The organism is Paludibaculum fermentans, from assembly GCF_051172195.1.
Classification (GTDB): domain Bacteria; phylum Acidobacteriota; class Terriglobia; order Bryobacterales; family Bryobacteraceae; genus Paludibaculum; species Paludibaculum fermentans_A.
Genome location: NZ_JBPJAQ010000003.1, coordinates 504,661 through 527,040, shown reverse-complemented (window position 1 = coordinate 527,040; position 22,380 = coordinate 504,661). Strand labels below are relative to the sequence as shown.

Below are 22,380 nucleotides of genomic sequence, written 5' to 3'. Positions count from 1 at the left end.
ACGTCATGGAGACGGTGGCCATAGTCGGGGTTGGTCTGATTGGCGGCTCGTTCGCCCTGGCGCTGAGACAGGCTGGATTCGGCGGCAGAATCATTGGAGTGAGCTCGGAACGGACCATCGCCCAAGCTCTCAAATACCAGATTATCGACGAAGGCCTGCCGCTGGAGCAGGCCTGCCGGCAAGCGGACCTGATCTATCTGGCCGGACCGATTCACTCCATCCTGGAGACCATCCCCAAGCTGGACGCCTGCACCAGGGAAGGCGCGCTGATCACTGATGCCGGCAGTACAAAACGGGAGATCGCGGCGGCGGGCGCAAAACTGCGCGGGGCTCAGTTCCTGGGTGGACATCCGATGGCGGGCAAAGAGTCGCGCGGCGTGCAGGCGGCGGAGGGACAACTGTTCTCCGGCCGGCCCTATCTTCTGACCCCGGCGGCCGAAGGAGACCTGGAGACGCCGGCGGCTCGTGAATTCCTAGGCTGGATTCGCGACATCGGCGCAGTTCCGCGGGTCCTGTCGCCGGCCCAGCACGATCGGATAGTAGCTCATTCTTCGCATTTGCCACAGTTGTTATCTACAACGCTCTCTGGAACTTTAGGCCGACATTCTGAATCAGAACTAATTGCCGCGGCGGCAGGACCCGGATTGGTAGATTCCACTCGGCTCGCCCTCAGCGGCTGGGATATATGGCACGATATTCTGGAGACCAATCGGCCCTCTATTTTGGAAGCCCTCGACCTGTTTATCGCTGACGCGCAAGCCCTGCGGGCCCGCTACGCCGGGGCTGAATTGGAAGCAGACTTCGCGCAGGGTAAAGAATTTGCCCTCCGCCTGCGCAATACGCGCTGACCGCCAAAAGCGAACAGGCGGCAAAATAATCGACCCCCGATTAGCAGCCTCGATTATTTCGACTATAATGGCTCTTAGATTTTAACCAGCCGCCTGTCGAAGCGGCCAATCTCGCTCAGCTTCGCAGTTCTGATTCATGAAACCCAGTGTTCACGCAGGTTTGCAATTCGTGCAGGCGATGGATGGAGAGCGTCTGGCGTCGTGGAAATACCCCTCTGCCCTCTACCAGGCGGGCGACGCCGCGGACAGCTTCTATTTTGTGGAAAGCGGGGCGGCGCGGCTGTTTCAACAGCGCCGCGGCAACCTTGAGTATGTCCTGACGCTAGTCCATCCCGGAGAAGTTTTGGGCGATGAGGCGGTCTTTGGCAGGCGGAAGCGGGAAACCAGCGCCGCGCTGATGGACCCCTCCCTGGTGTGGCGCATCAAGCGGTCGAACCTTCTGAAAGCAAAGACGGAAGACCCCAACGTGGCGCTATGGCTCGCGGAACGATTCGCGACGCAGCGCCGGTCGTTGCTGGCGCGCATGAGCCAGCATTCGCAAATGGGGGTGGAGCAACGACTGGTGTCTGCCCTGCTCGAGCTGGCAACGGTTTTCCCTGCCCCGGCGGGTGACGCCATGCAGGCGCACATCGGAATCTCGCAAATCCAGGTCGCCGGCCTGGCGGGATCGACCCGGGAGACTGTCTCGACCCAGCTCAATCGACTGGAGAAGCTGGACCTGGTGCGGCTGGGCAAGAACCGTGTGAGCATCCCCGACCTGAACCTATTGCGGGAATTGCTCTCTAGCAACGGAGACGACTAGTCGCGATCAGGTGAGCTCGACCGCGCCGTGATCATCACAGTGCGAGCCGTGCGGATGATGCAGGTGGCCGTCGACCAGGAAGTCGACGTGGTCACCATGAGGCACGGGCTCGTGCCCGCAGCCCACGCCGTGGCGGTGGTCCGGATCGTGCCCCGTGCACGAATGCTGCGGCGTGCACGCGTCCGGATTGTCCCCTGAGACCTGGATGCGGCATTCGTCAAAGTGATCACCATGCGCGGTATGCAGGCACCCGTCGTGCAGGTAATCGACATGACCCGCATGCCGGATTGCCGTGTGTCCACAATCCTCGCCGTGCACATGGGAATGATTGCCGTGGATCTTGTGCGCTGCCATCGTATCGCTCTTCCTCCATTGTTACCCAGGTCGCGACCAGTTCGGCTACAATGTTATTGAGGATAGATTCTCATTAACAAGACGACCCAGTATCGCGTTCACGGGATGGACTGTGCGCAGGAAGTGTCCCTGCTTCGTTCACGGCTCAGCCGGGTGAACGGAGTGCGCGACCTGCGTTTCGATGTCGTGCAGGCGCGGATGGACGTCGAGTACTCGTCCGAGAAGACCTCACCGGAAGAGATTGAGTCCGCTGTTGCCTCGATTGGGATGCGGTGTGAAAAGTGGACGCGGGCGGTCAACCCGGGGGCGAAATCCTCGAGGATCGATCACGCCGTGATTTACACCTGGGGCAGCGGATTGGCGCTGGCCTGCGGAATGGCGCTGGAAGCCTGGGCATCGGGTGACCTGGTGCATGCCGTACTGGTGCACGAGCATTCCGGGCACCACCTGCCACTGCCGGTACAAATCTGTTTCTGGGCGGCCATCTGCGCGGGCGCCATTCCGGCGTTTCCCAAGGCATGGGCTGCGCTGCGCGCGCTGCGGGCGGACATGAACCTGCTGGTCCTGCTTTCCGTGGCCGGCGCGAGCATTCTGGGCGAATGGACGGAAGCAGCCACGCTGTCCTTCCTTTTCGCTTTGGCGGGGCGGATGGAACATTGGAGCATGGTCCGGGCGCGGGATGCGATTGCGCGTCTGCTGGCGGTGGCTCCGCCGGAGGCGTCAGTGATCCACGGGAGCCACGAACACAGGGTGGCCGTGGAGACAATCCGGGTGGGAGCACGGGTTCGGGTGCGGGCGGGCGAGCGGATCCCGGCGGACGGCAAGGTAGTGGAGGGTGTCTCGTTCGTCAATCAGGCACTGATCACCGGCGAATCGGTAGCGGTGGAAAAGCGACCGGGGGAGGAAGTTTTCGCGGGGACCATCAATGAAAGCGGCACTCTGGATGTGGAGACCAGCAGGGAGGCCGCGGACAGCACACTGGCGAGGATGATTCGCATGGTGGAGGAGTCGCACTCCAGAAGGGCCCCCAGTGAACAGATTGTCGAACGGTTCACGCGATACTACACACCGGCGGTGCTGTTGCTTGCACTCTGCGTGAGTACGCTGCCCCCATTGTGGAAGGGCGGCGGCTGGAACGAATGGTTCTACCAGGGCATGGTGGTTCTACTGATCGCCTGCCCGTGCGCGCTCGTGATTTCAACGCCGGTCTCCATTGTGGCGGCGCTGACCAGTGCGGCCAGGCACGGCGTACTGCTGAAGGGCGGGACGTTTCTCGAGGAGGCGGCGCAACTGCGGGTGCTTGTACTCGGGCGGGCGGGTGTTCTGACCCGGGGTTTACCGGAGACGGCCGATCAGCGGATGTTGAACGAAGGGGAGGTTCAGGAAATCCGGAACTGGCAGGCATGGAAAGGGGAACAGGGTGTGGATTGGCCCTTGACCCCCCGAACGTTAAGAGAGTCCGGCGCGCAGGGTAGTGTTCTCGGCAGCGTTGGGGACATTGCTCGCAATGGCTGGACGGCGGCCGTAAAAGAAGAATCAGGCGGCCTGCTGCTGGAGGCGCACTGCGACGCGCCCCGCCGAGGCGCCGGAGACGTGCTGAGACAATTGCGGCAGCGGGGCATAGAGAGGGTACTGGTGCTGACAGGCGACCCGTGCGAAGCTGGCCGCGCTGCCGCCGCTGCCGCGGGTATCAGCGAAGTGGAGTCGGACCTATATCCGATGGAGAAGGCGGAGCGGGTGCGCGAGTTGCGGCGGCTCTACGGGCATGTCGCTATGGTGGCGGATGGCCTGACCGATGCGGAGGCCCTGGCGGAAGCGAACCTGGGCATCACGATTGGCAACCAGGGCACGGACATGGCGCGGGAAACTGCCGACGGCGTGCTGATGACGAACGATTTAGGCCGGATGGTATTCCTGGTTGATCACGCGCGGCGCACGTTGCGGGTAATCAAGGGCAATATCCTATTTGCCTTGGGAGCCAAGCTCCTCTTTCTTGCGGCTGCCATGGCAGGACTGGCCACCCTTTGGATGGCGGTGGCGGCCGATATGGGCGCGACCTTCCTAGTTACGCTGAACGGGCTGCGACTCTTGCGCAGCAAACCGCATCCAATGGAGTAATGACGCGCCGCGGACTGCTCCTGGCCACAACGCTGCTACCCTTCTGGATCAAAGCGGCGGAACAGCGTGTAGCTCTGCGAGGCCGGTTGCGCCAAGCCGAGGGAACCAAGCCGGGTATCATCACGAAAGACGGGAAAGCCGTGGATGTGACCGGTGATTCGGCCACCGTAGGCGTATTGCGCGACGTGAGACTGAAGGACGCTGATTTTGAGGCGATGGGCCACTTCACCGGGCCGTCGCAGTTCGAGGCGGATCCAATTTACAAAAAGGCGCTGTTCGCCTGGAGTGGCGGGAAGCGGCTGATGGTTACCTACTGGTGCGAGATCTGCTCCATTCGAGCCTGGACTCCGGGTAACTGCCAGTGCTGTCAACGTCCGATGAAGTTGGATTTGCGGGACCCGGCATTGGAAGATACTGATCCAACGAACTAAACTCAGGAGCATGCGCAACGCGCTCGTTCCACTCGCGGCCGGACTCTGCCTGTTCGGCGCCACATCCATGACACAAGCTGCCAACTACTCAATCGAAAAGACGACAGTCGATTCCGTCGAAGTTTACATCCTGCGCGACCAGGCGCACGCGACCGAGGTCCGCATCGCCCCGGGCCTGGGTAACAACTCCTATGAGATGACGGTGAAGGGACAGAAGGTCTTCTGGTCGCCCTACTCCAGCGTTGGAGAATTCGCGGCGAAACCGGCCCATCTGGGGAACCCGCTGCTTTGGCCATGGGCCAACAGGATTGACGGGACTACCTATTACACGGCCGGTCGAAAGTATTCTCTCGACCTCGAGGTTGGGAATGTGAAGCCAGGGCCGGACAATACGCCCATCCACGGGCTGCTGGTCTACACCAAGCTCTGGCGCGTCAAGAACGCGGAGGCCAACGGCAAAGGTGCTGCCCTCACCGCCCGGTTGGAGTTCTGGCGCCACCCTGAACTGATGGCGCAGTTTCCCTTCGCGCATAACATCGAAATGACGTACCGTCTAGCGGATGGCGCCCTGGAGGTGGAAACCGCGATCGAGAACCTGAGCGCCGAGCCGATGCCTGTTTCCCTTGGATACCATCCATACTTCCAGGTGACCGACGCGCCGCGAGACGACTGGAAAGTGCATCTGCCGGCGAAAGACCGGCTGGCTCTTTCGAACCGCCTGATTCCGACGGGGGAACGCGCATCGAATCCGTATAAGGATCCGCAGCCCCTGCAGGGAGTGAAGCTGGACGACGTATTCGACGGACTCGTCAGGGACGCCGACGGCAAGGCCCGCTTCTGGGTGGAAGGGAAGAAGCAGCGAATCACGGTAGAGTACGGACCGCACTATGAGGTTGCCGTAGTGTATGCGCCGCCTGGACGCGGCTTCGTTTGCTTCGAACCCATGACCGGTCCGACCAACGCATTCAATGCTGCCCACGATGGGTGGTACAAGGGGCTGCAAAGCGTGGAGCCGAACGGAAACTGGCGCGAGAGTTTCCGGATTGTGCCCAGCGGTTACTGAGAACGAGGCTTAGCACGGATCCGGTACTGATCGCTATCGGGTCCGGGGCGATGCCCAAAAATGGAACGAGCCCGGCTTGCGCCGGGCTCGTTCTACAGCTATCCGAAGATTGCCTTACTTTGCGCCAGCCGGCTTCTTCGGCGCGGCAGCGGGCGGAGCAGCAGGCTTGGCGGCAGGGGCAGCCGGAGCGGCGCCTGGAGCACCTGCAGCGTACTTTTTGTCGTACAGTTCGATTATCTGCTGGGTAACGTCGATACCGTTGGCGGCCCAGAGGACGGGGCTCTGTTGCGTGCTGACATCGAGAACGATGGTGAAGCCCTGGGCTTTGGAGTATTCGTCGAGGACCTGGATCATGCGCTGACCGATGTCGTTGACGAGCTTGCCCTGCTCCTGCTGCACTTCCTGCTGCATGTCTTCGCTATCCCACTGGAGCTTCTTCTGGAAGTCGTCGATTTCGCGAGTGAGTTTCTCGCGAGCCTCGGCGGACATCATGTTGGCGCCCTTGTTGAGGGTTTCCCGCTTCTTCTGCAACTCGCCCCCGCGGCTTTCCAAGTCCTTTGCACGGGGCTCGAACTTCGCGGTCAGAGCGTTACGGGCCTTTTCGCCGTCCTTCGTAGCCAAGATGGCACTCTGGATATTGATAATGGCCACCTTGGTGGGCGATTGCGCCGGGAGGGCCGGAGCCGTCAGGATGAGGGCCAGGACAGAGAGGCCCATCTGCTTCGCGTCGAATCTCACTTGTGTCAAACTCCTCAAACTATATGATCCTAACATGCCGCTGCAGCGTCAGGCTGAGGCTCAGAAGGTACGACTGATGGTGAACCGGAACATCGTTCTCTTTTCGTAGTAGGGCGCCGGGTTCGCAAAAGTCTGCGATGCGTAGGCATAGGTCGCATAGTTCGGGAACATGGCGGGCGTCACAGCGATAGGAGGGACAAAGTACTGCCTGACAACCGTCGGGTTGTAGGCCCAGTAGAGACGGAATGGCGCATTGACCACCGGCATCATGATCTGCAGTTCGAGTCCGGTGGAGGTGCGGATCTTCTGACTCTCCCCAACAATGTAGGCCTTGTTGTCGAAACCAGCCTGCGGGAACGCTCCGTTGAGCGTATCCACTCGGCTGGCGTTCAGCCGCAACTGGCTAGCCCTGCTGATGCGGTTCACGCCGGCATCAAAGAAGGCAGCTAAGACTAGAGGACCAACAATCGGGATTCGGTATTCGAAGTTGCCGACACCCTGCGTGTCGCCACCCGGGAACACCAACTGGTAGATGGGGATATTCTGTGTGATGTTCTGCGTCTGGGCCACGCCGTTGACAACGACGGTCTGCGTACGCGCCGAGCCATCGTTGTTGAGGACATTCACAGCCGCCGAACTGGGGATATAGGCGAAAGGACCGATGCCCCAGATTTCGAATCCGCGGACGTCCTGTTCGCCGCCCATGAAGACGCGATTGAAAGGCGGAGCGACACGATCTCCATAGCCCGAGATGTAGCGACCCAAGGCGCGCATACCGATCACATGCTTGGGTGAGAACCCTCTGCGGAAATAGGTAGCGGAGACCGTCGGCTCGATCAGGTTCACATTGCCGCCGAGGGGGCCGCCGGCGAACGAGAACGAGGCGTAGAGGCTGCGGCCGCGGCTCGGCGTGATCGGGTGGTCTACCGTGTTGTAGGTGTAGGCCGGGATCACTCGGCTGGTCACAATGCCGTTGAGCGAGTTCGGACCGTCGAAGTTGAGGAAGTTCGAGTAGTCGAAGTAGCTCTTCGATCCGTTGTTGTTCGGAACGATGTTCGAGCGATCAATGCCGTAGGTCAGGCTCAAGCGGGCAAATGAACGCTTCAGCGGGTAGCTGAGAAACACTGTGGCGCCGTAGCCGTTGGAGGTGTAGTTCAACAGGTTGTCACGGCCGAGGGCGTCGTAGAGCGGGATCAGGTTGCGGCCGGAGAACAGCGACACTTCGCGGGCCTGGTCGTAGTTGAAGTGCTGCGTGTAGATCGTAAAGCCGGCCTGGATGGGCTTGTCGAAGAGATAGGGCTCGGTGAAGCCGAACGTCACATTCTTCATGCGGTCACCGAGTTCGGCGCTGAGGCTCAGCGTTTCCCCGAGACCAAGGAAGTTGTTGGTGGAGTATCCGAAGCCGATGAAGCTGCCGGCGATACCAGAAACGCCGCCGTTCAGGCTGATCGAATTCTTGCCACGTTCCTTCACCTTGACCGTGAGGTCGACGGTGTTGTTCTTGGTATCGCGGGTAACGTTGGTGGATTCGTTCTCTTTCAGCGCCTCGAAGTAGCCGAGCTGGTTCAGGCGGAGGATGCTGAGGTCCCACAGGCGCGTGTTGTACATGTCGCCTTCATCCACCAGCAATTCGCGGCGGATGACCTTGTCACGGGTAGTGGTGTTGCCCTGGAAGTCGATGCGGCGGACGAAGAATTGCTTACCTTCGTCGACATTGAGCGTGAGATCGATCTTGCCCTCGGGCAGCGGATTGAAGTCCGGTTCCGGGACAGCGTCGATATAGCCGAATTCGCCGTAGAGCTTGGTGAGGTTCTTGAAGCCCTTCTGAAGTTTCTCTGTCGAGAAGACATCGCCCTTGTCCATGCCGAACAAAGGCCGCATGAGAGTCTCCGGAGTGCGGAACAGCTTCACACCGACAAAGTTGATGTTGTTGAGGCGATAGAGCACGCCTTCATCCATGTTCATCGTGACGTCAGCCACCTTGCCGGGCTTGGCGCGTGTGAACGGCATTGCGGTGCCAGCCTTGTCGCGCATCGTCACCTTGTGATCCGTGACTCGCGCCAGGAAGTAGCCGTTGGAGGCATAGAACTGGCGAATGCGTTCTTTGTCCTCCTCGAGCTTGGTGGAGTCGAAGGTCTTGGCGAAGAGGCTCTCCAGGACGACGGAATGGGGGACGCCAATCGGACGTAGATTCTTCATGGCCCGAATCACGGCCCGGTCCGCGTAAACCTTATTGCCCTGGATGTCGATCTTCCCCACCTTGACCTTGGCGCCTTCCTGAATCTTGAAGGTGACTTCGACGGAAGATGGGGGGATTTGCCGAATTTCCGGAGTGACCGACGCGAATTGGCGGCCGCGCTCAGAGAGGAACTCCTTCAGTACGTTGGTAGCGCGCTGCACGCGGCCCTGTTCATACTGCTGTTCCACTGAAAGTCCGACGCGCCGTTCCTTGAAGCGGTCGAGAATTTCGGATACGGTAATCGATTTATTGCCTTCGTACTTGATCGAGCGAACGACCCGGCGCTCAGTGACCAGGAAGCGGATGATCCAACCGACCTTGCCGGCTTCCCGTTCGATAGTGATGTCGTCGAAACGGCCGGTGTTCCACAACCGCATGAAGTCGCGGTGCAGACCGTCGGCGTCGTAATAGTCACCCTTCTTCGTCATGATCAAAGCCTTCAGGGTGTCCTGCGGCACGCGGCGCGCTCCGCGAAACTCAATGGCTTCAATGACGTCGGGCAGTGCTTGCGGAGCTTTGGCTGGCTCAGCGGTGGGCGGTGTTCCCGCTGGCGGCTTGGCGGGCTCCTCCTTGGGGGCCGGTACTGTCTCGAAAGGAGGGGCCGGTTTTGGTTCAGCGGGCTTCGGGGGTTGAGCCTCCGGCGCTGGGGATACGTTTTCGAAAGGACTTGCCTTCTTGGGCTCAGCCGGTTTTGGCGCCTGCGCCGGTGGTGGCGCGGCTTGGGGTTCTGCCTGCACAGTTCCCGCCGCGCCCGCGATGATCATCGAAAGGACAACGAGGCAAAGCGGTACGGCTTTCAGGCTTCTACGCCTGCGGGTCATCGTGAACAGTCAAGATCCTTTCTTTCTGCGCCTTCGCCTCAGACGCACCGGAGTCCGGCGCCGTTACATGGAAGAAACATCGCTGCACGCAGGCACAAGCCTCCATTCTAGCGGAATCTTGAATCGATCAACAATCGGACTTCAGCGAAGGCGAAGATTCCTCGCCGGCATCGTGCTTGGGCGGCGTGAATGCAACTTCCCCGGTGGCCGGCTCCGCGGGAGTTGAAATGGGTTGGGCGCTATCTTCCGGAGTCTCTTTCGACGGTTCAGGAGGAAGCGTTTGGCCGGATTCTATGGCAGGGACTGGAGGCACGGACGAGGTGCTGTCAGGATGTTCACAGTCGGGAGGAGGCTCCGGTGTGGATAACGGCCCCTGGGGCTCGCCAGATTCGTCTGGATGCGGCTCCACGGCGACCGTGCCGTCTGCCGGCGGATTGACCCGCTCCATCAGCGCCGTGACCCAGGAGGGGTCTCCGAAGCCCAGGGCGAGGCGTTGGAAGCGATTGGCGAATCTCGACAGGCTCAGGCCATAGATCAGGTGAGCCGGCAATGTTGAGAGGGCGGGAAAGTAGGCCGGCCCGAAAGAGTCCAGCCGGCGCCAGAAATAGCGCTGTGAGATGAGATGCCACGACAACGCGATGAGCATGCCAAGCAGCAGATTGCGGGTAAATCCACTGGGGCGCGCCAGTAAGCCGAACAGGGCGCCAATGGCGGAATAGAGAACCAGCAGGAGGGCGGCTCCGGCCAGGGAGGCACGGCCAAACCCCATTGTGAAGACCGGACTGCCATAGAACAGCGCTCCGGCCACATTGAGCTTGGCCCACCAGAACTCACCGGTCAGCCAGGAGTGGAAAAGAAACCAGCCGACGAGTACGACGGCGCCCGCGAATCCGGTATCCAGTCCGGCGAGTAGCCGGCAAGATCTCTCCGTGAGCCCTTTGGGCGGAAAGGAACCGTCTGGTTCTTGGGTCATCAGACAAAGCCCGGGAGGAGGCTAATCCGGCTTCGAGTAGTAATACGAGTGGTAGTACGTATATTTGCTGTACAGTTCACCGCGGTGCGCGCCGTTCACGATAATGCCGAGAATGTTGTTCTGGCAGAGCGAACCCATTGCGCGGGTGACGGCGTCGATCGTCGTGTTTCCGATGCGCACTACCATGACAAGACCGTGGCAAAGGGTGGCCAACAGATTGGCGTCGGCAGCAAACAACAGCGGAGGCGTGTCGAGGATCACCCAGTTGAAGATGGAAGGCAGGAGGTCAAGCATGTTCTTGACTTCCGGGAGATTCAGCAATTCCAACGGGTTCAGGACCGCTTCCCCGGCCGGCATAATGCAGAGGTTGGTGCCTTCGATCCGCTTGACGACCTCTTCCAGCGTGGCTTTGCCCTGGAGGTAATCCGTGATGCCGGGGCTTCTGGGCACCTGAAAGAACGTATGAATAACGGGACGGCGGAAGTCGAAATCAGCGAGAAGGGTCATGTTGCCTTCAAGCTGAGCCTGCGCCAGAGCCAGGTTGGTCGCAGAGAAGGACTTGCCTTCCGCGGGCGAGGCGGAAGTGAGCACGATGTTGTGGATCGGCTGGAGCGACTGAAGGTGGTTCAGGCGCGTACGGAGACTGCGAAACTCCTCGGCGGGCGACTCGCTGGGCCGGCTGGAGTCGAGCAGCGACGCGTCAGGCGATGGAGTGAAAGGGATCGTCTGAATCCTGTCCAGCAAGCCGCGAAACGCGTTGGCCGGCTCAGGGCTGACAATTCTCCCGCTGCCAGCGGACTCCGGCGGTGCGGGGGTACCCATCACGGTGGATTCGACACGCCTTAGGGCATCGTGCACACGGCTCATAGATCTCTCCGATTTCTATCAGTCATCTTCCCTCAGCGAATGGCATCAAGGTGCTATGCCTTCGAGGTGTAATAGTATGCAACAGCGCCGGCCATCAGGAGAACGCCTACCAGGAATGTGGCGGTCCAGGCTAGCCAGCCGATGCGGCGGCGGCGGCGAACGACAAAATCATTTTCCAGCAGGGGAATACTGCCGAGCACCGTCAGGCGCGTGTAGGCACGCACATCCTTCAGGTTCTTCAGCGACGTGTCCTTCAACTCTCTACCACCGGCCAGCGAGAATCCCAAACCGATCCCCAGCAGCACGCCGACGCCCACGATCAAGGGCCGCTTGGGCGCGTAAGGCTCTTCGGGAATTGCCGGCTGTTCCAGCACTTCGAGCAGTTCGCCCTGCTTTCGGGTTTCGATGTCCGTCGCCATGGCGGATTCCTGCATGCTCTTGCTCAGGTTGTCATAGCGCGCCGCAACGAGACTCCGGTCGCGCATGAGCTGGATGTATTCCTGATTGGAGGAAGGGCTTGATTCGAGCCGGGCCTGCGCGCTGCGCAGCTTGCCTCGCGCATCCGCCAACTGGCGATTCAAATCCTCGATCTCCATATCCTTGGCTTGCAGGGAGGTGGAAACCCGGGAGATCAAATTGTTCACATCGCGCAGCTTGGCGGCATTTGCGGGAGGAATGACCATCCGCGTCCGGCTGGTGGAAGTGTCGATTCGGGCGCCTTCGCTCTCACGCAGAATCTGGTCGCGCATTTTCGTTTTGGTCTGGAGGAAGGCGAGCGCCCTCTGGACGTCCGGATGCGTGTCCTTGTACGATTCGCGCAGGGCGGCGATTGTCGCTTCCGTGCGTTCGATATCGCGATTCACTTCGGTCAGGCGCTCGTTCCTGGCCGTTCCAGGCACCGAAGTTTCCGCCACAGGCTGAGACAGCGACTGCGCCTGATCCCTCAGGTCGCGCAATTGGGCTTCCAACTGGAGTTTGTCCTGGTGGGCGCGGCTGATCTCGCTGTTCGTCGACTGAGTGGATGCTTCGAGGGCGGTAATGCGGCCCAAAGCAGCCTGTTCCTGTTCCGGCAGGGTGCCCATATTGCTGCCGCGGAAGGCCGAGATCTTGCTGTCGATCTCCTCCAATTCGCGCTTCGCGGTGTCAAACTGATCCTTGAAGAATTCGGTCGTCATCAGGTTCTGATTGGACCGGGACTTGATGCTCTCATCAATGAACCGGGACATCAGGTCGATGGTGACTTTCTGCGCCAACCGGCGGTCGGAGTAGGAGAAGCTGACGGTAAACGCGCTGACGTTGTTGGACCGCCCGCTGATACCCCTGGACACCGACTGCATCTGACCCAACTGGATGTCCTTCCTCATGTTCTCGATCACATCCTCAGTCGGCAACCGCTTACGGTCGTCCGGATAGAGGTTGTAGGTCTGGATGAGGTTCAGGAGGTTCGGGCGGCTGACGATGTTCTGGTATGTCGACGCGATTTTCGAGGACATCTCCTCCGTGATGTTGGTGCGAACCAACCGCGAGGAGACCTGCGGGGGGACCACTCGAATCATGCCCGTGGCCATATACGAGTTGGGCCATAGGAACGCAGTTACCACGCCCACGACGAGCCCGATAAATGAGGGGCCGAGGATCCAGGAACGATGCCGGCGCAGGATATCGATGTAGTCTTCGATATCAAGTGCGCGGCGGGGAACAGAGATTGGCTGGTCCTGCAGACCCTGTGTCGGTTGCATGGATGCTGTCGTCATTAATCATTCCTCCGGGCTGACAGCCTACGGCACATAGATGTGATCGCCATCCTGGAGGTAGATGTTCTGCTCCAGGTGTTTGCCCTTGATGACATCATCGTAGTTGAACTTGATGCGCTCAGTGCCGCGCATGATGATGATTTTGCCCTTCTTCGCCCACTGGCCAAGGCCAGCGGAACTCAACGCCTGCAGGATGGTGGTGGGCGTAACCAGCGGGGCGGGACCCGAACGTCCGACATTGCCCGAGAGGTAATACCGCTTGCTCATCACGGAGACGACAGAGATGATTACTTCAGGTTTGGTCAGGAACTTGGAAAGAGCCTCGGCCACCCTCGCGGTCAACTGCTCTGGAGTCAGACCGGCCGCCTCCATTTCGCCAGCGAGAGGCACCGTGATCTTCCCATCGGGCCGGACCACGACATTGCCGCTGAGGTCGCCCTCGCGCCACACGCGAATGTTGAGTACATCCTCGGCGCCGATTTTGTAGGTCTTCGGATCCACCGGTGCGGGAACATTCAATTCTTCGCCACCGGGAGCAGGCTTGGCTTGTTCCGCGGGCTTCTTATTGCCCGTGCCCTGGGTTTTCTCCTGTTGGGCGGGGAGCATCCCCCCAGCCGACAACATCAGGAACAATGACAGGAGCCGTCCCAAGGACAGCTTCCAGTTCGACCGCATTCGTCACCCTCCGCTCGACCACGTAACTCTCACTCACCGGGGCCACCTACAGCACTTCCACAAATCCGGGATCATTGACGCGCCCCAGTTTATTGTTCAATCTATTGTACAACAGCAACGTGGGCACACCGGGCTCCGGACATTGGGGAGGTCCTGGCAACTCACTGATACGATGAAGCATACGGGGCTGTCCGAATTTCCACAGGGAGAAGTCCTGGAACTACTGGCCTGTGGAGCAATCCGTCGTTCTTAGCACAAAGGTGGCAAATAATGGCCTACTTCCTCGCCAAAACCGATCCCGACACCTACTCCATCGAGCAGCTCAAACAGGATGGATCCACTACCTGGGATGGGGTGACTAATGCGCAGGCCGTGACGGTGATCCGCTCGATGAAGCCGGGCGATCGCGTGTTCATCTACCACAGCGGGGGACAATCGAAGATTCTTGGACTGGCCAGGATCACTTCCGCGCCCCGGCCCGACCCGGCAAACTCGAAATCCGCCGTAGTCGACCTGGAGTATAGCGGCGAGATCGATCCGCCTGTCACCTTGCCCGAAATCAAAGCCACCGGCCTGTTCGATGACTGGGCGTTAATTCGCCAGGGACGGCTGTCGACGATGGCGGTTCCGCAGACGTTTGTGGACTGGATGAAGAAGCGCTACCCCAAGGCCAAGCTGTAACCGGAGGCCAGGAGCATCTCGTACACCCTGGCAATCGGCAGCCCTACCACGTTGAAAAAGCAGCCATCGACACGCGTGATGTACTTTGAGGCCAAGCCCTGGATGGCGTACCCGCCCGCCTTGTCGAAGGGTTCACCACTCGCAGCATAGGCCTGGATATCGGCCTCCGTCAGCTGACGGAAGGTGACCAGAGTGGATTCCACCCCTGTCAGCAGGCGGTCGCCCCGCCGAATGCAAACGCCGGTGAGAACGACGTGCTGGCGTCCGCTCAAGCGAACGAGCATCCCGGCCGCCGCCGCCTCGGATTCCGGCTTCTCCAGTACGTCGTTGTCCACGACAACAGTAGTGTCAGCGGCGACCACGAACTCATCGGGGGAAGCCTCAACGGCAAGGGCCTTTTCGCGAGCCAGGCGTTCAACGTAGGCATGGGGGCTTTCCCCGGACCGCCGCACCTCTTCCACCCCGGGGACACGCACGACAAAAGGGATGCCCGCCATCCGCAGAATCTCTTTGCGGCGGGGCGATTGCGAAGCCAGAACCACCATGGGAAGTCCAGACTAGCATGGGGGCCCGAGGTCCATCGCATGTTAAAATGACCGTTCCAGGAAAGCACCGGAATGGAACGCGCCGGGCGGATCATCGCCAGAATCAGAACGGCCCAGAAACACTTCACGCAGGAGGAGTTGACCCTGGCTGCCTGGCCGGCGGCGATCGGCAAACGACTGGCCGGGCGCACCCGTGCCGTCGCGGTGCAGGGCAACAATCTCGTGGTGCTGGTCGAGGATGACCAGTGGAAGCGCAATCTTTACGGACTGCGGCAGCAGATTCTGCGGAATCTGAGTGATCTGCTGGAAGGCGCCGCTCCGCAAGGCCTCGAGTTCCGAATTGGCGCTGCCCGGCGACCTCCTCAGCGGGAGGAGACGCCAGCGGGCTTCGCCCTCACGCCTCCGGCCATCCGGCCCAAGGATGACGCCGACGGGATTGCCGATCCCGTTCTGCGCCGCATCTATATGAACTCCCGCAGAAAGGCCCGTGCGTCTTGAAGATTACGGAACAAGAAGTCAAGTATGTGGCCGACCTGGCGAACCTGCAACTCAGCGCGGAAGAGACAGCGCGCATGGCGCACGACCTGGACGGCATCCTGTCCCACATCGACAAGTTGAACGAACTGGATGTGAGTGGTGTCGAGCCGATGTCGCAGGTACTTTACGACTCCGGCGAAACGGACACCTTGCGCGAGGACTTGATCGAGCCTTCCCTGGATAACCAGACGGCGCTCGCCAATGCCCCCCTGTCCGGTGCAGGGCAGTTCAAGGTGCCGAAGATCATCGAAAGATAGCAGCCACGGAAGACCCACCCAGCAGTTGGAATTGCAATCGAAATGGACATCGCCAAACTCACCATCTCCGGGATACAGGAAGGCCTGCGGAACCGTCAATTCAGCGCCGCCGAACTGACAGAGGAAGCCCTGGCGTTCGCCCGCAGCGAGAACCCAAAGACGAACGCCTACCTCACTTTCAGCGAAGACCGGGCGCGGCAGGCGGCCGCGGAGGTGGACGGGCAGTTGTCGCGTGGGGAGACACCCGGCGCACTGGCAGGCGTGCCGATCGCGGTGAAGGATGTCATCGTCACGAAGGGGCTGCGCACAACCTGCGGCTCCAGGATGCTGGAACACTTTATCCCGCCCTATGATGCAACGGCCGTGCGGCGACTGGAAGCCGCTGGCGGGGTAATGGTCGGCAAGGCGAACTGCGACGAGTTCGCGATGGGCTCTTCGAATGAGAATTCCGCTTTTGGTCCGGTACGCAATCCGGTAGCGCTCGACCGGGTGCCTGGCGGCAGTTCGGGCGGTTCGGCCGCGGTCGTCGCCCAAGGCACGGCGGTGGTCTCCCTGGGCTCCGACACGGGCGGGAGCATCCGGCAGCCGGCGAGCTTTTGCGGCGTGGTGGGCGTGACGCCGACCTACGGGCGGGTTTCGCGCTATGGGCTTGTGGCCTTCGCCAGTTCGCTGGATCACATTGGCCCGTTCGCCCGGAACGTGGAAGATGCGGCCGTGCTGCTGCAGACCATTGCAGGGCGCGACCCGAAAGATGCGACCAGTGCCTTTGCTCCGGTGGCGGATTACCGTGCGAGCCTGGGGCAGGATGTGCGCGGGCTGAGAATCGGCCTGCCGAAAGAGTACTTCGCGCATCTGGATAGCGAGAGTGGCGACCAGATCCACAAGGGCATTGAACTGCTGAAACAACAGGGCTGTGAGATTGTGGACATCAGCCTGCCTCATACCGACTATGCCGTGGCCTGCTACTACATCATCTGTACGGCAGAGGCCAGCGCCAACCTGGCGCGGTATGATGGCGTCCGCTACACCGGGCGCTCCGCCAAAGCCAAGACGCTGCAGGACATGTACCGCATGACCCGCGGCGAGGGATTTGGTGCCGAATGCAAGCGTCGCATCATGCTGGGCACTTACGTCCTGAGTTCCGGCTATTACGACGCGTACTACCTGAAGGCGCAGAAGGTTCGGTCTCTCATCGCCCGTGACTTCCAGCAAGCCTTTACCCAGGTGGATGCGCTCGTCACGCCGGTTTCGCCCTTCCCGGCATTCAAACTGGGCGAGAAACTGGACGACCCCATCCAGATGTACTTGTCAGACATTTACACCATTACAGGTGACCTGGCGGGCATCCCATGCATGAGCGTGCCCTGCGGCAGGACTTCCGAGGGGCTGCCGGTGGGCATGCAGCTACTCACGCGGCATTTCGACGAATCCGGCATGTTTCGCTTGGCGTCCGCCTTCGAGCAGGCCGGCGGATTCAGTATCTAACAGCGCTGTTTCGTTCTAAAATTCAGAAGTCGAGGATGCGGGCCGATTCGAGGGAATCGGCCCGCATCCTTTGAGCCTTTTCAATCATCTGGGATAGTTGAAGGAGATTCAAAAACAATGGCGTTTACTTTGCCGACGCTTCCGTATGCCCACGACGCGCTGGAGCCGTACATCGACAAACTGACGATGGAGATCCACCACGGAAAGCATCATCAGGCTTACGTGACCAACCTGAACAAGGCACTGGAATCCGCCCCGGATCTGGCCGGGAAGAGCTTGGAAGAGCTGTTGGCCAATGGCCTCGCCGGCGTGCCGGAAGCAATCCGCACCGCTGTTCGCAACAACGGCGGGGGCCACTGGAATCACACTTTCTTCTGGGAAGTGATGGGACCGGCCAAGGGCGGCGCCCCGGTGGGCAAGCTCGCCGCCGCAATTGATGCGAAGTTCGGCTCTTTTGATGCGTTCAAGGAGAAGTTCGCGGCCGCGGGCGTAGGACGCTTCGGCTCCGGCTGGGCCTGGCTCATCAAGTCGGGCGAGGGTGTCGATATCGTGTCGACCCCAAACCAGGACAATCCGCTGATGGAAGGTAAGACGGCAGTGCTCGGCCTGGACGTCTGGGAGCATGCCTACTATCTCAAGTATCAGAACCGCCGGCCGGAATACATCACCAACTGGTGGGGTGTGGTGAACTGGGAAAAGGCTGAAGAACACTTCACCAAGTAACCCGCGGGCGCAGCAGCGCACGCAAGACATATGCACGAAGACTTCCTCCGCCGCGCCATTCAACTCGCCGTCGAAAACGTCGAGTCGGGGCGCGGCGGCCCTTTTGGGGCCGTGATCGTCAAAGATGACGTGATTGTCGCCGAGGGTGCCAATCACGTCACGACACAAAATGATCCCACCGCGCATGCGGAAGTAGTAGCCATCCGCGAAGCCTGCCGCAAGCTTAACACCTATGAACTGCGGGGTTGCGAGATCTTCGCGTCCTGCGAGCCGTGCCCCATGTGCCTTTCAGCGATCTATTGGGCCAGGCTCGATTCCCTCTACTACGCAGCTTCTAAGCATGACGCCGCCGAAGCCGGCTTCGATGACTCATTCCTGTATGCCCAGATCCCTCTCGCCGAGCAGGACCGCGCCCTGCCGACGCGAAGGCTGCTGCAGGGCGAGGGTAGCCGCCCGTTTGCCATTTGGCGCGCGAGTGTGAACAAAATACCTTACTGAATGTCCAATATGCTTGTGGTCACCACCTCCACGCTCCAGGGCAAGGAGATTCGCCAGTATCTGGGAATCGTCAGCGGCGAGGCTATCCTGGGCGCCAACATCTTCAAAGACTTCTTCGCCGGCATCCGCGACATTGTAGGCGGCCGGTCGGCCTCCTATGAAGCGGAACTGCGGAAGGCGAAAGACATCGCCATCGAGGAGATGTGCGAGCAGGCACGCCAGATGGGCGGCAACGCCGTCATTGCGGTGGATCTGGACTACGAGACCATCTCGACCAGCCACGGCGGCGGCATGCTGATGGTGACGGCCGCGGGCACCGCCGTCATTCTCGCCTAACGGCCCCGCTGGTCACGGACCCGGGCTTTCGCGCTACCATGCTGTGAAAGCAATGGGCCACGTACTGGAGCTGCACGGGCTTTCCAAGCATTTTCCGAATCACATCGCGCTCGACGACCTGACTTTGCAGATCGCCGAAGGTGAATTTTTTTCATTGCTGGGCCCTTCCGGCTGCGGCAAGACAACGACGCTGCGCCTGATCGCCGGCTTCGAGGCCCCGACACGCGGTGAAATCATGTTGCGCGGCGAGCCCCAGGCAGCCCTCCCCCCGCATCAGCGCAGGGTCTCAACCGTCTTCCAGAATTACGCCCTGTTCCCGCATCTTACGGTGCAGCAGAACATTGAATTCGGCCTTCGATACCACCCGCGTGCGGACGCCAGGGAGAGCGTCCGCGAGTGCATTGAGATGATGCGGTTGGATGGCAAGCAGGACCGCAAACCAGCGCAGTTGAGCGGCGGAGAGAAGCAGCGCGTAGCCCTGGCCCGGTCACTCGTATTGAGGCCTGATGTCCTGCTGCTCGACGAGCCGCTGTCCGCGCTGGACCCCAATCTCCGCAAACAGGTGCGGACCGAACTGAAGGCCCTGCAGAGGCGGGTGGGCATTACCTTCATCTTCATCACGCACGACCAGGAGGAGGCGCTCTCTGTCTCAGACCGGATCGCCCTGCTCTACAAAGGGCGCCTGGAACAACTCGGTACTCCGCGCGAGCTTTATCTCACGCCCCGAACCCGGTTCTCCGCCGGATTCCTGGGTCCGGTCAACTGGGTGAACGGCGCGGGCATCCGGCCGGAGTCGACGAGGCTGTCGCTCGATCCGCCTCGGGACGCAGGACTCTGCAGCATTCCCGGCACTATCCAGGAACTCATGTTCCTCGGCAATTGCCTGCATGTGGAGACCGTCTCAGCAGATGGCCAGACGATCGTCGCTGAAGTCGCCCGGGGCGAGTGCATTTTCGAGCGCGGCCAATCCGTGCACGTTTTCTGGGATAAACAGGACCAGATCCACTGCGAGCCGTCATGAGGCGTTTACGGCTGTTGTTCCTGCTACCCACCGCCAGCATCCTGCTGCTGTTGTTTGCGGTGCCTCTCGGCATCCTGCTGGTGTATTCGTGCATGACGCGGGGCGCCTACGGCGGGACGATGCCACCCTTCACCGGAGAGAACTGGCTGCGGGTGCTCGACCCGCTCTACGTCGGCATCGTCGGCCGGTCATTTCTGGTGGCCGGAGTCTCCACGTTGATCTGTATCGTGCTGGGATTTCCGCTGGCCTTGTTCATCTCCAGATCCGGCGCGCGCAAGAATCTGTATTTATCACTGGTGATGCTGCCGTTCTGGACGAGTTTCCTGGTGCGGACCTACGCCTGGATGTTCCTGCTGCGGGACACGGGCCTGATCAATACCACACTGCAGTCAGTCGGCCTGATCCGCGAGCCGCTGCCCCTGCTGTACAACTGGTGGGCTGTGATCCTGGGGCTGGTATACGGCTACCTGCCCTTTATGGTGCTGCCGTTGTTTTCCACCCTGGAACGGCTGGACCCGTCACTGATGGAGGCCGCCGGCGATCTGGGCGCCCGCCCATTCCAGGGGCTGCTCCGCGTCATGCTGCCGCTCGCCGCGCCCGGTATTCGCGCAGGCGCGATCCTGGTTTTCATTCCCTGCCTGGGGGCCTACCTCACCCCGGACCTGTTGGGCGGCGGAAGGACCATCCTAATCGGCACGCTGATCCAGAACCAGTTCTCGAACTCTCGTGATTGGCCCTTTGGCTCCGCCATCTCACTGGGCATGATGGCGCTGGTGATGGTGTTGTTGTGGATCCAGGTGCGTAGAAAGGGAGAGCCCCTGCTATGAAACGGCTGCTCCCCCTGGCCGCCACGGCCATCTACGCCTTCCTGCACCTGCCGTTGCTGGTGCTGGCGGTGTTCAGCGTGAACAGCTCCCGCTTCACACTCTGGGAGGGATTCTCCCTCCGCTGGTATCGGGCTGCATTTCAGGATCAGCAACTCATGGAGGCGACGGTCAACAGCCTGCTGATTGCGGTGGCAGCCACGGCGGCCGCGGCGGTGATCGGGACTCTTTGCGCGCATGCCTTGTGGAAGAAGGACGCCCCCCTCATCACGATGAGCCTTTCGCTGTCATTGGTAACACCGGAGATCGTGGCCGGCATTTCGCTGTTGGCGCTTTTTCAGTGGATCTTCCGGTTTCTCAATGTGCACCTGGGCCTGCACACCGTGATCCTCGCTCATATCTCGTTCTGCATCTCCTTTGTCGTGATTGTCGTCCTGGCAAGGCTCCGCACCTTCGACAACTCACTGGAGGAGGCCGCCGTGGACCTGGGTGCTACAGAGTGGCAGGCGTTCTGCCACGTCACCCTGCCCAACCTGATGCCGGCGATTGTCTCCGCGGCGCTGCTGGCGTTTACGATCTCGTTCGACGACTACGTCATTACCTCGATGGTGGCCGGGGTGGATTCCGAGACCTTGCCGATGGTCCTCTATGCCATCGCGCGCCGCGGAGCCAATCCGGTAGTGAACGCGATCTCAACCATCATCGTGATGGCGCTGGGCGTGATGATTCTCGCCTCGGAGCGGCTCAAAGAGTCATGATCTCCCGCCGCAAAACATTGTTCTTCCTCGGCCTGGCGGGCGTGGCCGGATGCACTCGCGGCAACCGCCTGCGGCTGAATGTCTTCAACTGGTCAAACTACGTTGGGGAGAACACGCTGCCCGCTTTCGAGGCCGAGACCGGCATACGCGTCCGCTACGCCATCTACGAGAGCAATGAGGAGATGCTGGCGCGGGTGATGACCGGCAACTCCGGCTGGGACCTGGTGTTCCCGTCCAACTATTTCGTCGGTCCCATGCGGGAAATGTCGCTGCTCGCTCCCCTGGACCATTCAAGGCTCGGGCAACTGGGCAACCTGGACCGGATCTTCCAGCGGCCGGAATGGGATCCGGAGCTCCGCTGGAGCTTACCCTATATGTGGGGCTCCAGCGGCATCCTCTTCAACACCCGGTCCGGGGCCGCTCCGCAGTCCTGGGCCGAGCTCTGGACAACACGCTATCGCGGTCGAATGACGATGCTCGATGACCCCGCAGAGGTCTTTGGCGCGGCACTCAAGAAGCTGGGACGATCGTTGAATGCGAGTTCGGAGGTCGACCTCCGTTCCGCCCTGCAGGAGGCTCTACACCAGAAGCCGCTGCTCCGCGCGTACTTGAACGCCGAGGTTCGGGATCAGATCGTAGCTGGCGACATCGCGGCCTGCCAGACCTGGGCGACGACGGCCCAACAAGCCATCGACGCGGCACCTCATCTCCGCTATGTATATCCGCTGGAGGGCTACGCGCTGTATGCCGACTGCGCCGTCCTGCTGCGGGAGTCCAACCGCGCCGATCTGGCACATCAGTTTCTGGACTACCTGCTGCGTGCGGACGTAGCGGCCGGCATTGTGACGTACTCCAGGACTGCAACAGCCAACGCCGCGGCACGGTCACGCATTCCTGCCGAGATCAGCAGCCTGAAGACGCTGTATCCAGATCCGGAGACGATGGCCCGCGGCGAGTGGTTCGCACCCCTGGCCGCGCAGGCGCAACGCTTGCGGGATCGTCTTTGGACAGAGTTGAAATCAGCCTAGGCTG

24 protein-coding genes are annotated in these 22,380 nt (G+C 60.8%); 16 read left to right on the top strand and 8 right to left on the bottom strand.

From position 1 onward, the window contains the following. The first annotated feature begins 5 nt into the window (after positions 1-5). Complete coding sequence (locus ACR9Y2_RS36155; RefSeq protein WP_435046771.1) at positions 6-848, top strand: prephenate dehydrogenase; 843 nt, start codon at positions 6-8, stop codon at positions 846-848. A 136-nt stretch (positions 849-984) separates the two neighbouring features. Further along, on the top strand, positions 985-1,650 hold the full coding sequence (locus ACR9Y2_RS36150; protein WP_435046770.1) for a Crp/Fnr family transcriptional regulator: 666 nt from the start codon (positions 985-987) through the stop codon (positions 1,648-1,650). Positions 1,651-1,656: 6 nt separating this feature from the next. Here the strand turns inward: ACR9Y2_RS36150 and ACR9Y2_RS36145 are convergent, their stop codons facing one another. Beyond that, positions 1,657-2,004 (bottom strand): hypothetical protein, encoded by a 348-nt coding sequence (locus tag ACR9Y2_RS36145; protein WP_435046769.1) that lies wholly within the window; start codon positions 2,002-2,004, stop codon positions 1,657-1,659. A 66-nt stretch (positions 2,005-2,070) separates the two neighbouring features. On the opposite strand from ACR9Y2_RS36145, the gene ACR9Y2_RS36140 reads away from it, so the two are divergent. Genes ACR9Y2_RS36140 through ACR9Y2_RS36130 form a run of 3 tightly spaced genes read left to right on the top strand, consistent with a single transcriptional unit; the run spans position 2,071 to position 5,616 of the window. Then, on the top strand, positions 2,071-4,122 hold the full coding sequence (locus tag ACR9Y2_RS36140) for a heavy metal translocating P-type ATPase (protein WP_435046908.1): 2,052 nt from the start codon (positions 2,071-2,073) through the stop codon (positions 4,120-4,122). Then, a complete protein-coding gene (locus ACR9Y2_RS36135; RefSeq protein ID WP_435046768.1) occupies positions 4,122-4,553 on the top strand; it encodes a hypothetical protein in 432 nt (143 codons plus the stop codon). The genes ACR9Y2_RS36140 and ACR9Y2_RS36135 overlap by 1 nt, the downstream gene beginning before the upstream one ends. A gap of 10 nt (positions 4,554-4,563) precedes the next feature. Then, the gene (locus tag ACR9Y2_RS36130; RefSeq protein WP_435046767.1) at positions 4,564-5,616 is read left to right on the top strand and encodes an aldose 1-epimerase; all 1,053 of its coding nucleotides are present in this window, start codon (positions 4,564-4,566) and stop codon (positions 5,614-5,616) included. A gap of 114 nt (positions 5,617-5,730) precedes the next feature. Here ACR9Y2_RS36130 and ACR9Y2_RS36125 read toward each other — a convergent pair whose 3' ends face one another. From ACR9Y2_RS36125 to ACR9Y2_RS36100, 6 genes are all read right to left on the bottom strand, one after another. Further along, positions 5,731-6,354 carry an OmpH family outer membrane protein gene (locus ACR9Y2_RS36125; protein WP_435046766.1) on the bottom strand — a complete coding sequence of 208 codons (624 nt, stop codon included), beginning with the start codon at positions 6,352-6,354 and terminating at the stop codon, positions 5,731-5,733. A gap of 60 nt (positions 6,355-6,414) precedes the next feature. Then, the gene (gene bamA, locus ACR9Y2_RS36120; protein ID WP_435046765.1) at positions 6,415-9,414 is read right to left on the bottom strand and encodes an outer membrane protein assembly factor BamA; all 3,000 of its coding nucleotides are present in this window, start codon (positions 9,412-9,414) and stop codon (positions 6,415-6,417) included. A 127-nt stretch (positions 9,415-9,541) separates the two neighbouring features. Then, complete coding sequence (locus ACR9Y2_RS36115; RefSeq protein ID WP_435046764.1) at positions 9,542-10,387, bottom strand: hypothetical protein; 846 nt, start codon at positions 10,385-10,387, stop codon at positions 9,542-9,544. 21 nt (positions 10,388-10,408) lie between these two features. Further along, on the bottom strand, positions 10,409-11,254 hold the full coding sequence (locus tag ACR9Y2_RS36110) for a CpsD/CapB family tyrosine-protein kinase (RefSeq protein ID WP_435046763.1): 846 nt from the start codon (positions 11,252-11,254) through the stop codon (positions 10,409-10,411). A 53-nt stretch (positions 11,255-11,307) separates the two neighbouring features. Further along, positions 11,308-13,008, bottom strand: a complete 1,701-nt coding sequence (locus tag ACR9Y2_RS36105) for a GumC family protein (protein WP_435046762.1) — start codon at positions 13,006-13,008, stop codon at positions 11,308-11,310. Positions 13,009-13,032: 24 nt separating this feature from the next. Further along, positions 13,033-13,683 (bottom strand): polysaccharide biosynthesis/export family protein, encoded by a 651-nt coding sequence (locus tag ACR9Y2_RS36100; RefSeq protein WP_435046761.1) that lies wholly within the window; start codon positions 13,681-13,683, stop codon positions 13,033-13,035. Between the two features lie 270 nt (positions 13,684-13,953). Here ACR9Y2_RS36100 and ACR9Y2_RS36095 point away from each other — a divergent pair, with 270 nt between their 5' ends. Beyond that, positions 13,954-14,364: an EVE domain-containing protein gene (locus ACR9Y2_RS36095; protein WP_435046760.1), complete on the top strand. Its 411-nt coding sequence runs from the start codon at positions 13,954-13,956 to the stop codon at positions 14,362-14,364. Here the strand turns inward: ACR9Y2_RS36095 and ACR9Y2_RS36090 are convergent. Beyond that, positions 14,343-14,909 carry a Maf family protein gene (locus tag ACR9Y2_RS36090; RefSeq protein ID WP_435046759.1) on the bottom strand — a complete coding sequence of 189 codons (567 nt, stop codon included), beginning with the start codon at positions 14,907-14,909 and terminating at the stop codon, positions 14,343-14,345. The two genes, ACR9Y2_RS36095 and ACR9Y2_RS36090, sit on opposite strands and share 22 nt — an antisense overlap. 72 nt (positions 14,910-14,981) lie before the next feature. Here ACR9Y2_RS36090 and ACR9Y2_RS36085 point away from each other — a divergent pair, with 72 nt between their 5' ends. The 10 genes from ACR9Y2_RS36085 (at position 14,982) to ACR9Y2_RS36040 (ending at position 22,376) form a co-directional block, all read left to right on the top strand. After that, positions 14,982-15,407 carry a DciA family protein gene (locus tag ACR9Y2_RS36085; RefSeq protein ID WP_435046758.1) on the top strand — a complete coding sequence of 142 codons (426 nt, stop codon included), beginning with the start codon at positions 14,982-14,984 and terminating at the stop codon, positions 15,405-15,407. Continuing rightward, entirely contained in the window at positions 15,404-15,703 is a 300-nt protein-coding gene (gatC, locus tag ACR9Y2_RS36080) for an Asp-tRNA(Asn)/Glu-tRNA(Gln) amidotransferase subunit GatC (protein ID WP_435046757.1), read from the top strand. Before ACR9Y2_RS36085 ends, gatC begins: the two co-directional genes overlap by 4 nt. Positions 15,704-15,745: 42 nt before the next feature. After that, complete coding sequence (gatA, locus tag ACR9Y2_RS36075) at positions 15,746-17,188, top strand: Asp-tRNA(Asn)/Glu-tRNA(Gln) amidotransferase subunit GatA (protein ID WP_435046756.1); 1,443 nt, start codon at positions 15,746-15,748, stop codon at positions 17,186-17,188. Positions 17,189-17,305: 117 nt separating this feature from the next. Then, positions 17,306-17,911, top strand: coding sequence for a superoxide dismutase (locus ACR9Y2_RS36070; protein ID WP_435046755.1), 606 nt, complete (start codon positions 17,306-17,308; stop codon positions 17,909-17,911). Between the two features lie 30 nt (positions 17,912-17,941). Continuing rightward, positions 17,942-18,409, top strand: coding sequence for a nucleoside deaminase (locus ACR9Y2_RS36065; protein WP_435046754.1), 468 nt, complete (start codon positions 17,942-17,944; stop codon positions 18,407-18,409). Positions 18,410-18,418: 9 nt separating this feature from the next. Next, positions 18,419-18,745 carry a heavy metal-binding domain-containing protein gene (locus ACR9Y2_RS36060; RefSeq protein ID WP_435046907.1) on the top strand — a complete coding sequence of 109 codons (327 nt, stop codon included), beginning with the start codon at positions 18,419-18,421 and terminating at the stop codon, positions 18,743-18,745. Positions 18,746-18,797: 52 nt separating this feature from the next. Then, positions 18,798-19,766, top strand: a complete 969-nt coding sequence (locus ACR9Y2_RS36055; protein ID WP_435046753.1) for an ABC transporter ATP-binding protein — start codon at positions 18,798-18,800, stop codon at positions 19,764-19,766. Next, positions 19,763-20,593 carry an ABC transporter permease gene (locus ACR9Y2_RS36050; protein ID WP_435046752.1) on the top strand — a complete coding sequence of 277 codons (831 nt, stop codon included), beginning with the start codon at positions 19,763-19,765 and terminating at the stop codon, positions 20,591-20,593. Before ACR9Y2_RS36055 ends, ACR9Y2_RS36050 begins: the two co-directional genes overlap by 4 nt. Next, positions 20,590-21,348 carry an ABC transporter permease gene (locus tag ACR9Y2_RS36045; protein WP_435046751.1) on the top strand — a complete coding sequence of 253 codons (759 nt, stop codon included), beginning with the start codon at positions 20,590-20,592 and terminating at the stop codon, positions 21,346-21,348. Before ACR9Y2_RS36050 ends, ACR9Y2_RS36045 begins: the two co-directional genes overlap by 4 nt. Further along, positions 21,345-22,376 carry an ABC transporter substrate-binding protein gene (locus ACR9Y2_RS36040; RefSeq protein ID WP_435046750.1) on the top strand — a complete coding sequence of 344 codons (1,032 nt, stop codon included), beginning with the start codon at positions 21,345-21,347 and terminating at the stop codon, positions 22,374-22,376. Before ACR9Y2_RS36045 ends, ACR9Y2_RS36040 begins: the two co-directional genes overlap by 4 nt. The last annotated feature ends 4 nt before the right edge of the window (positions 22,377-22,380 follow it).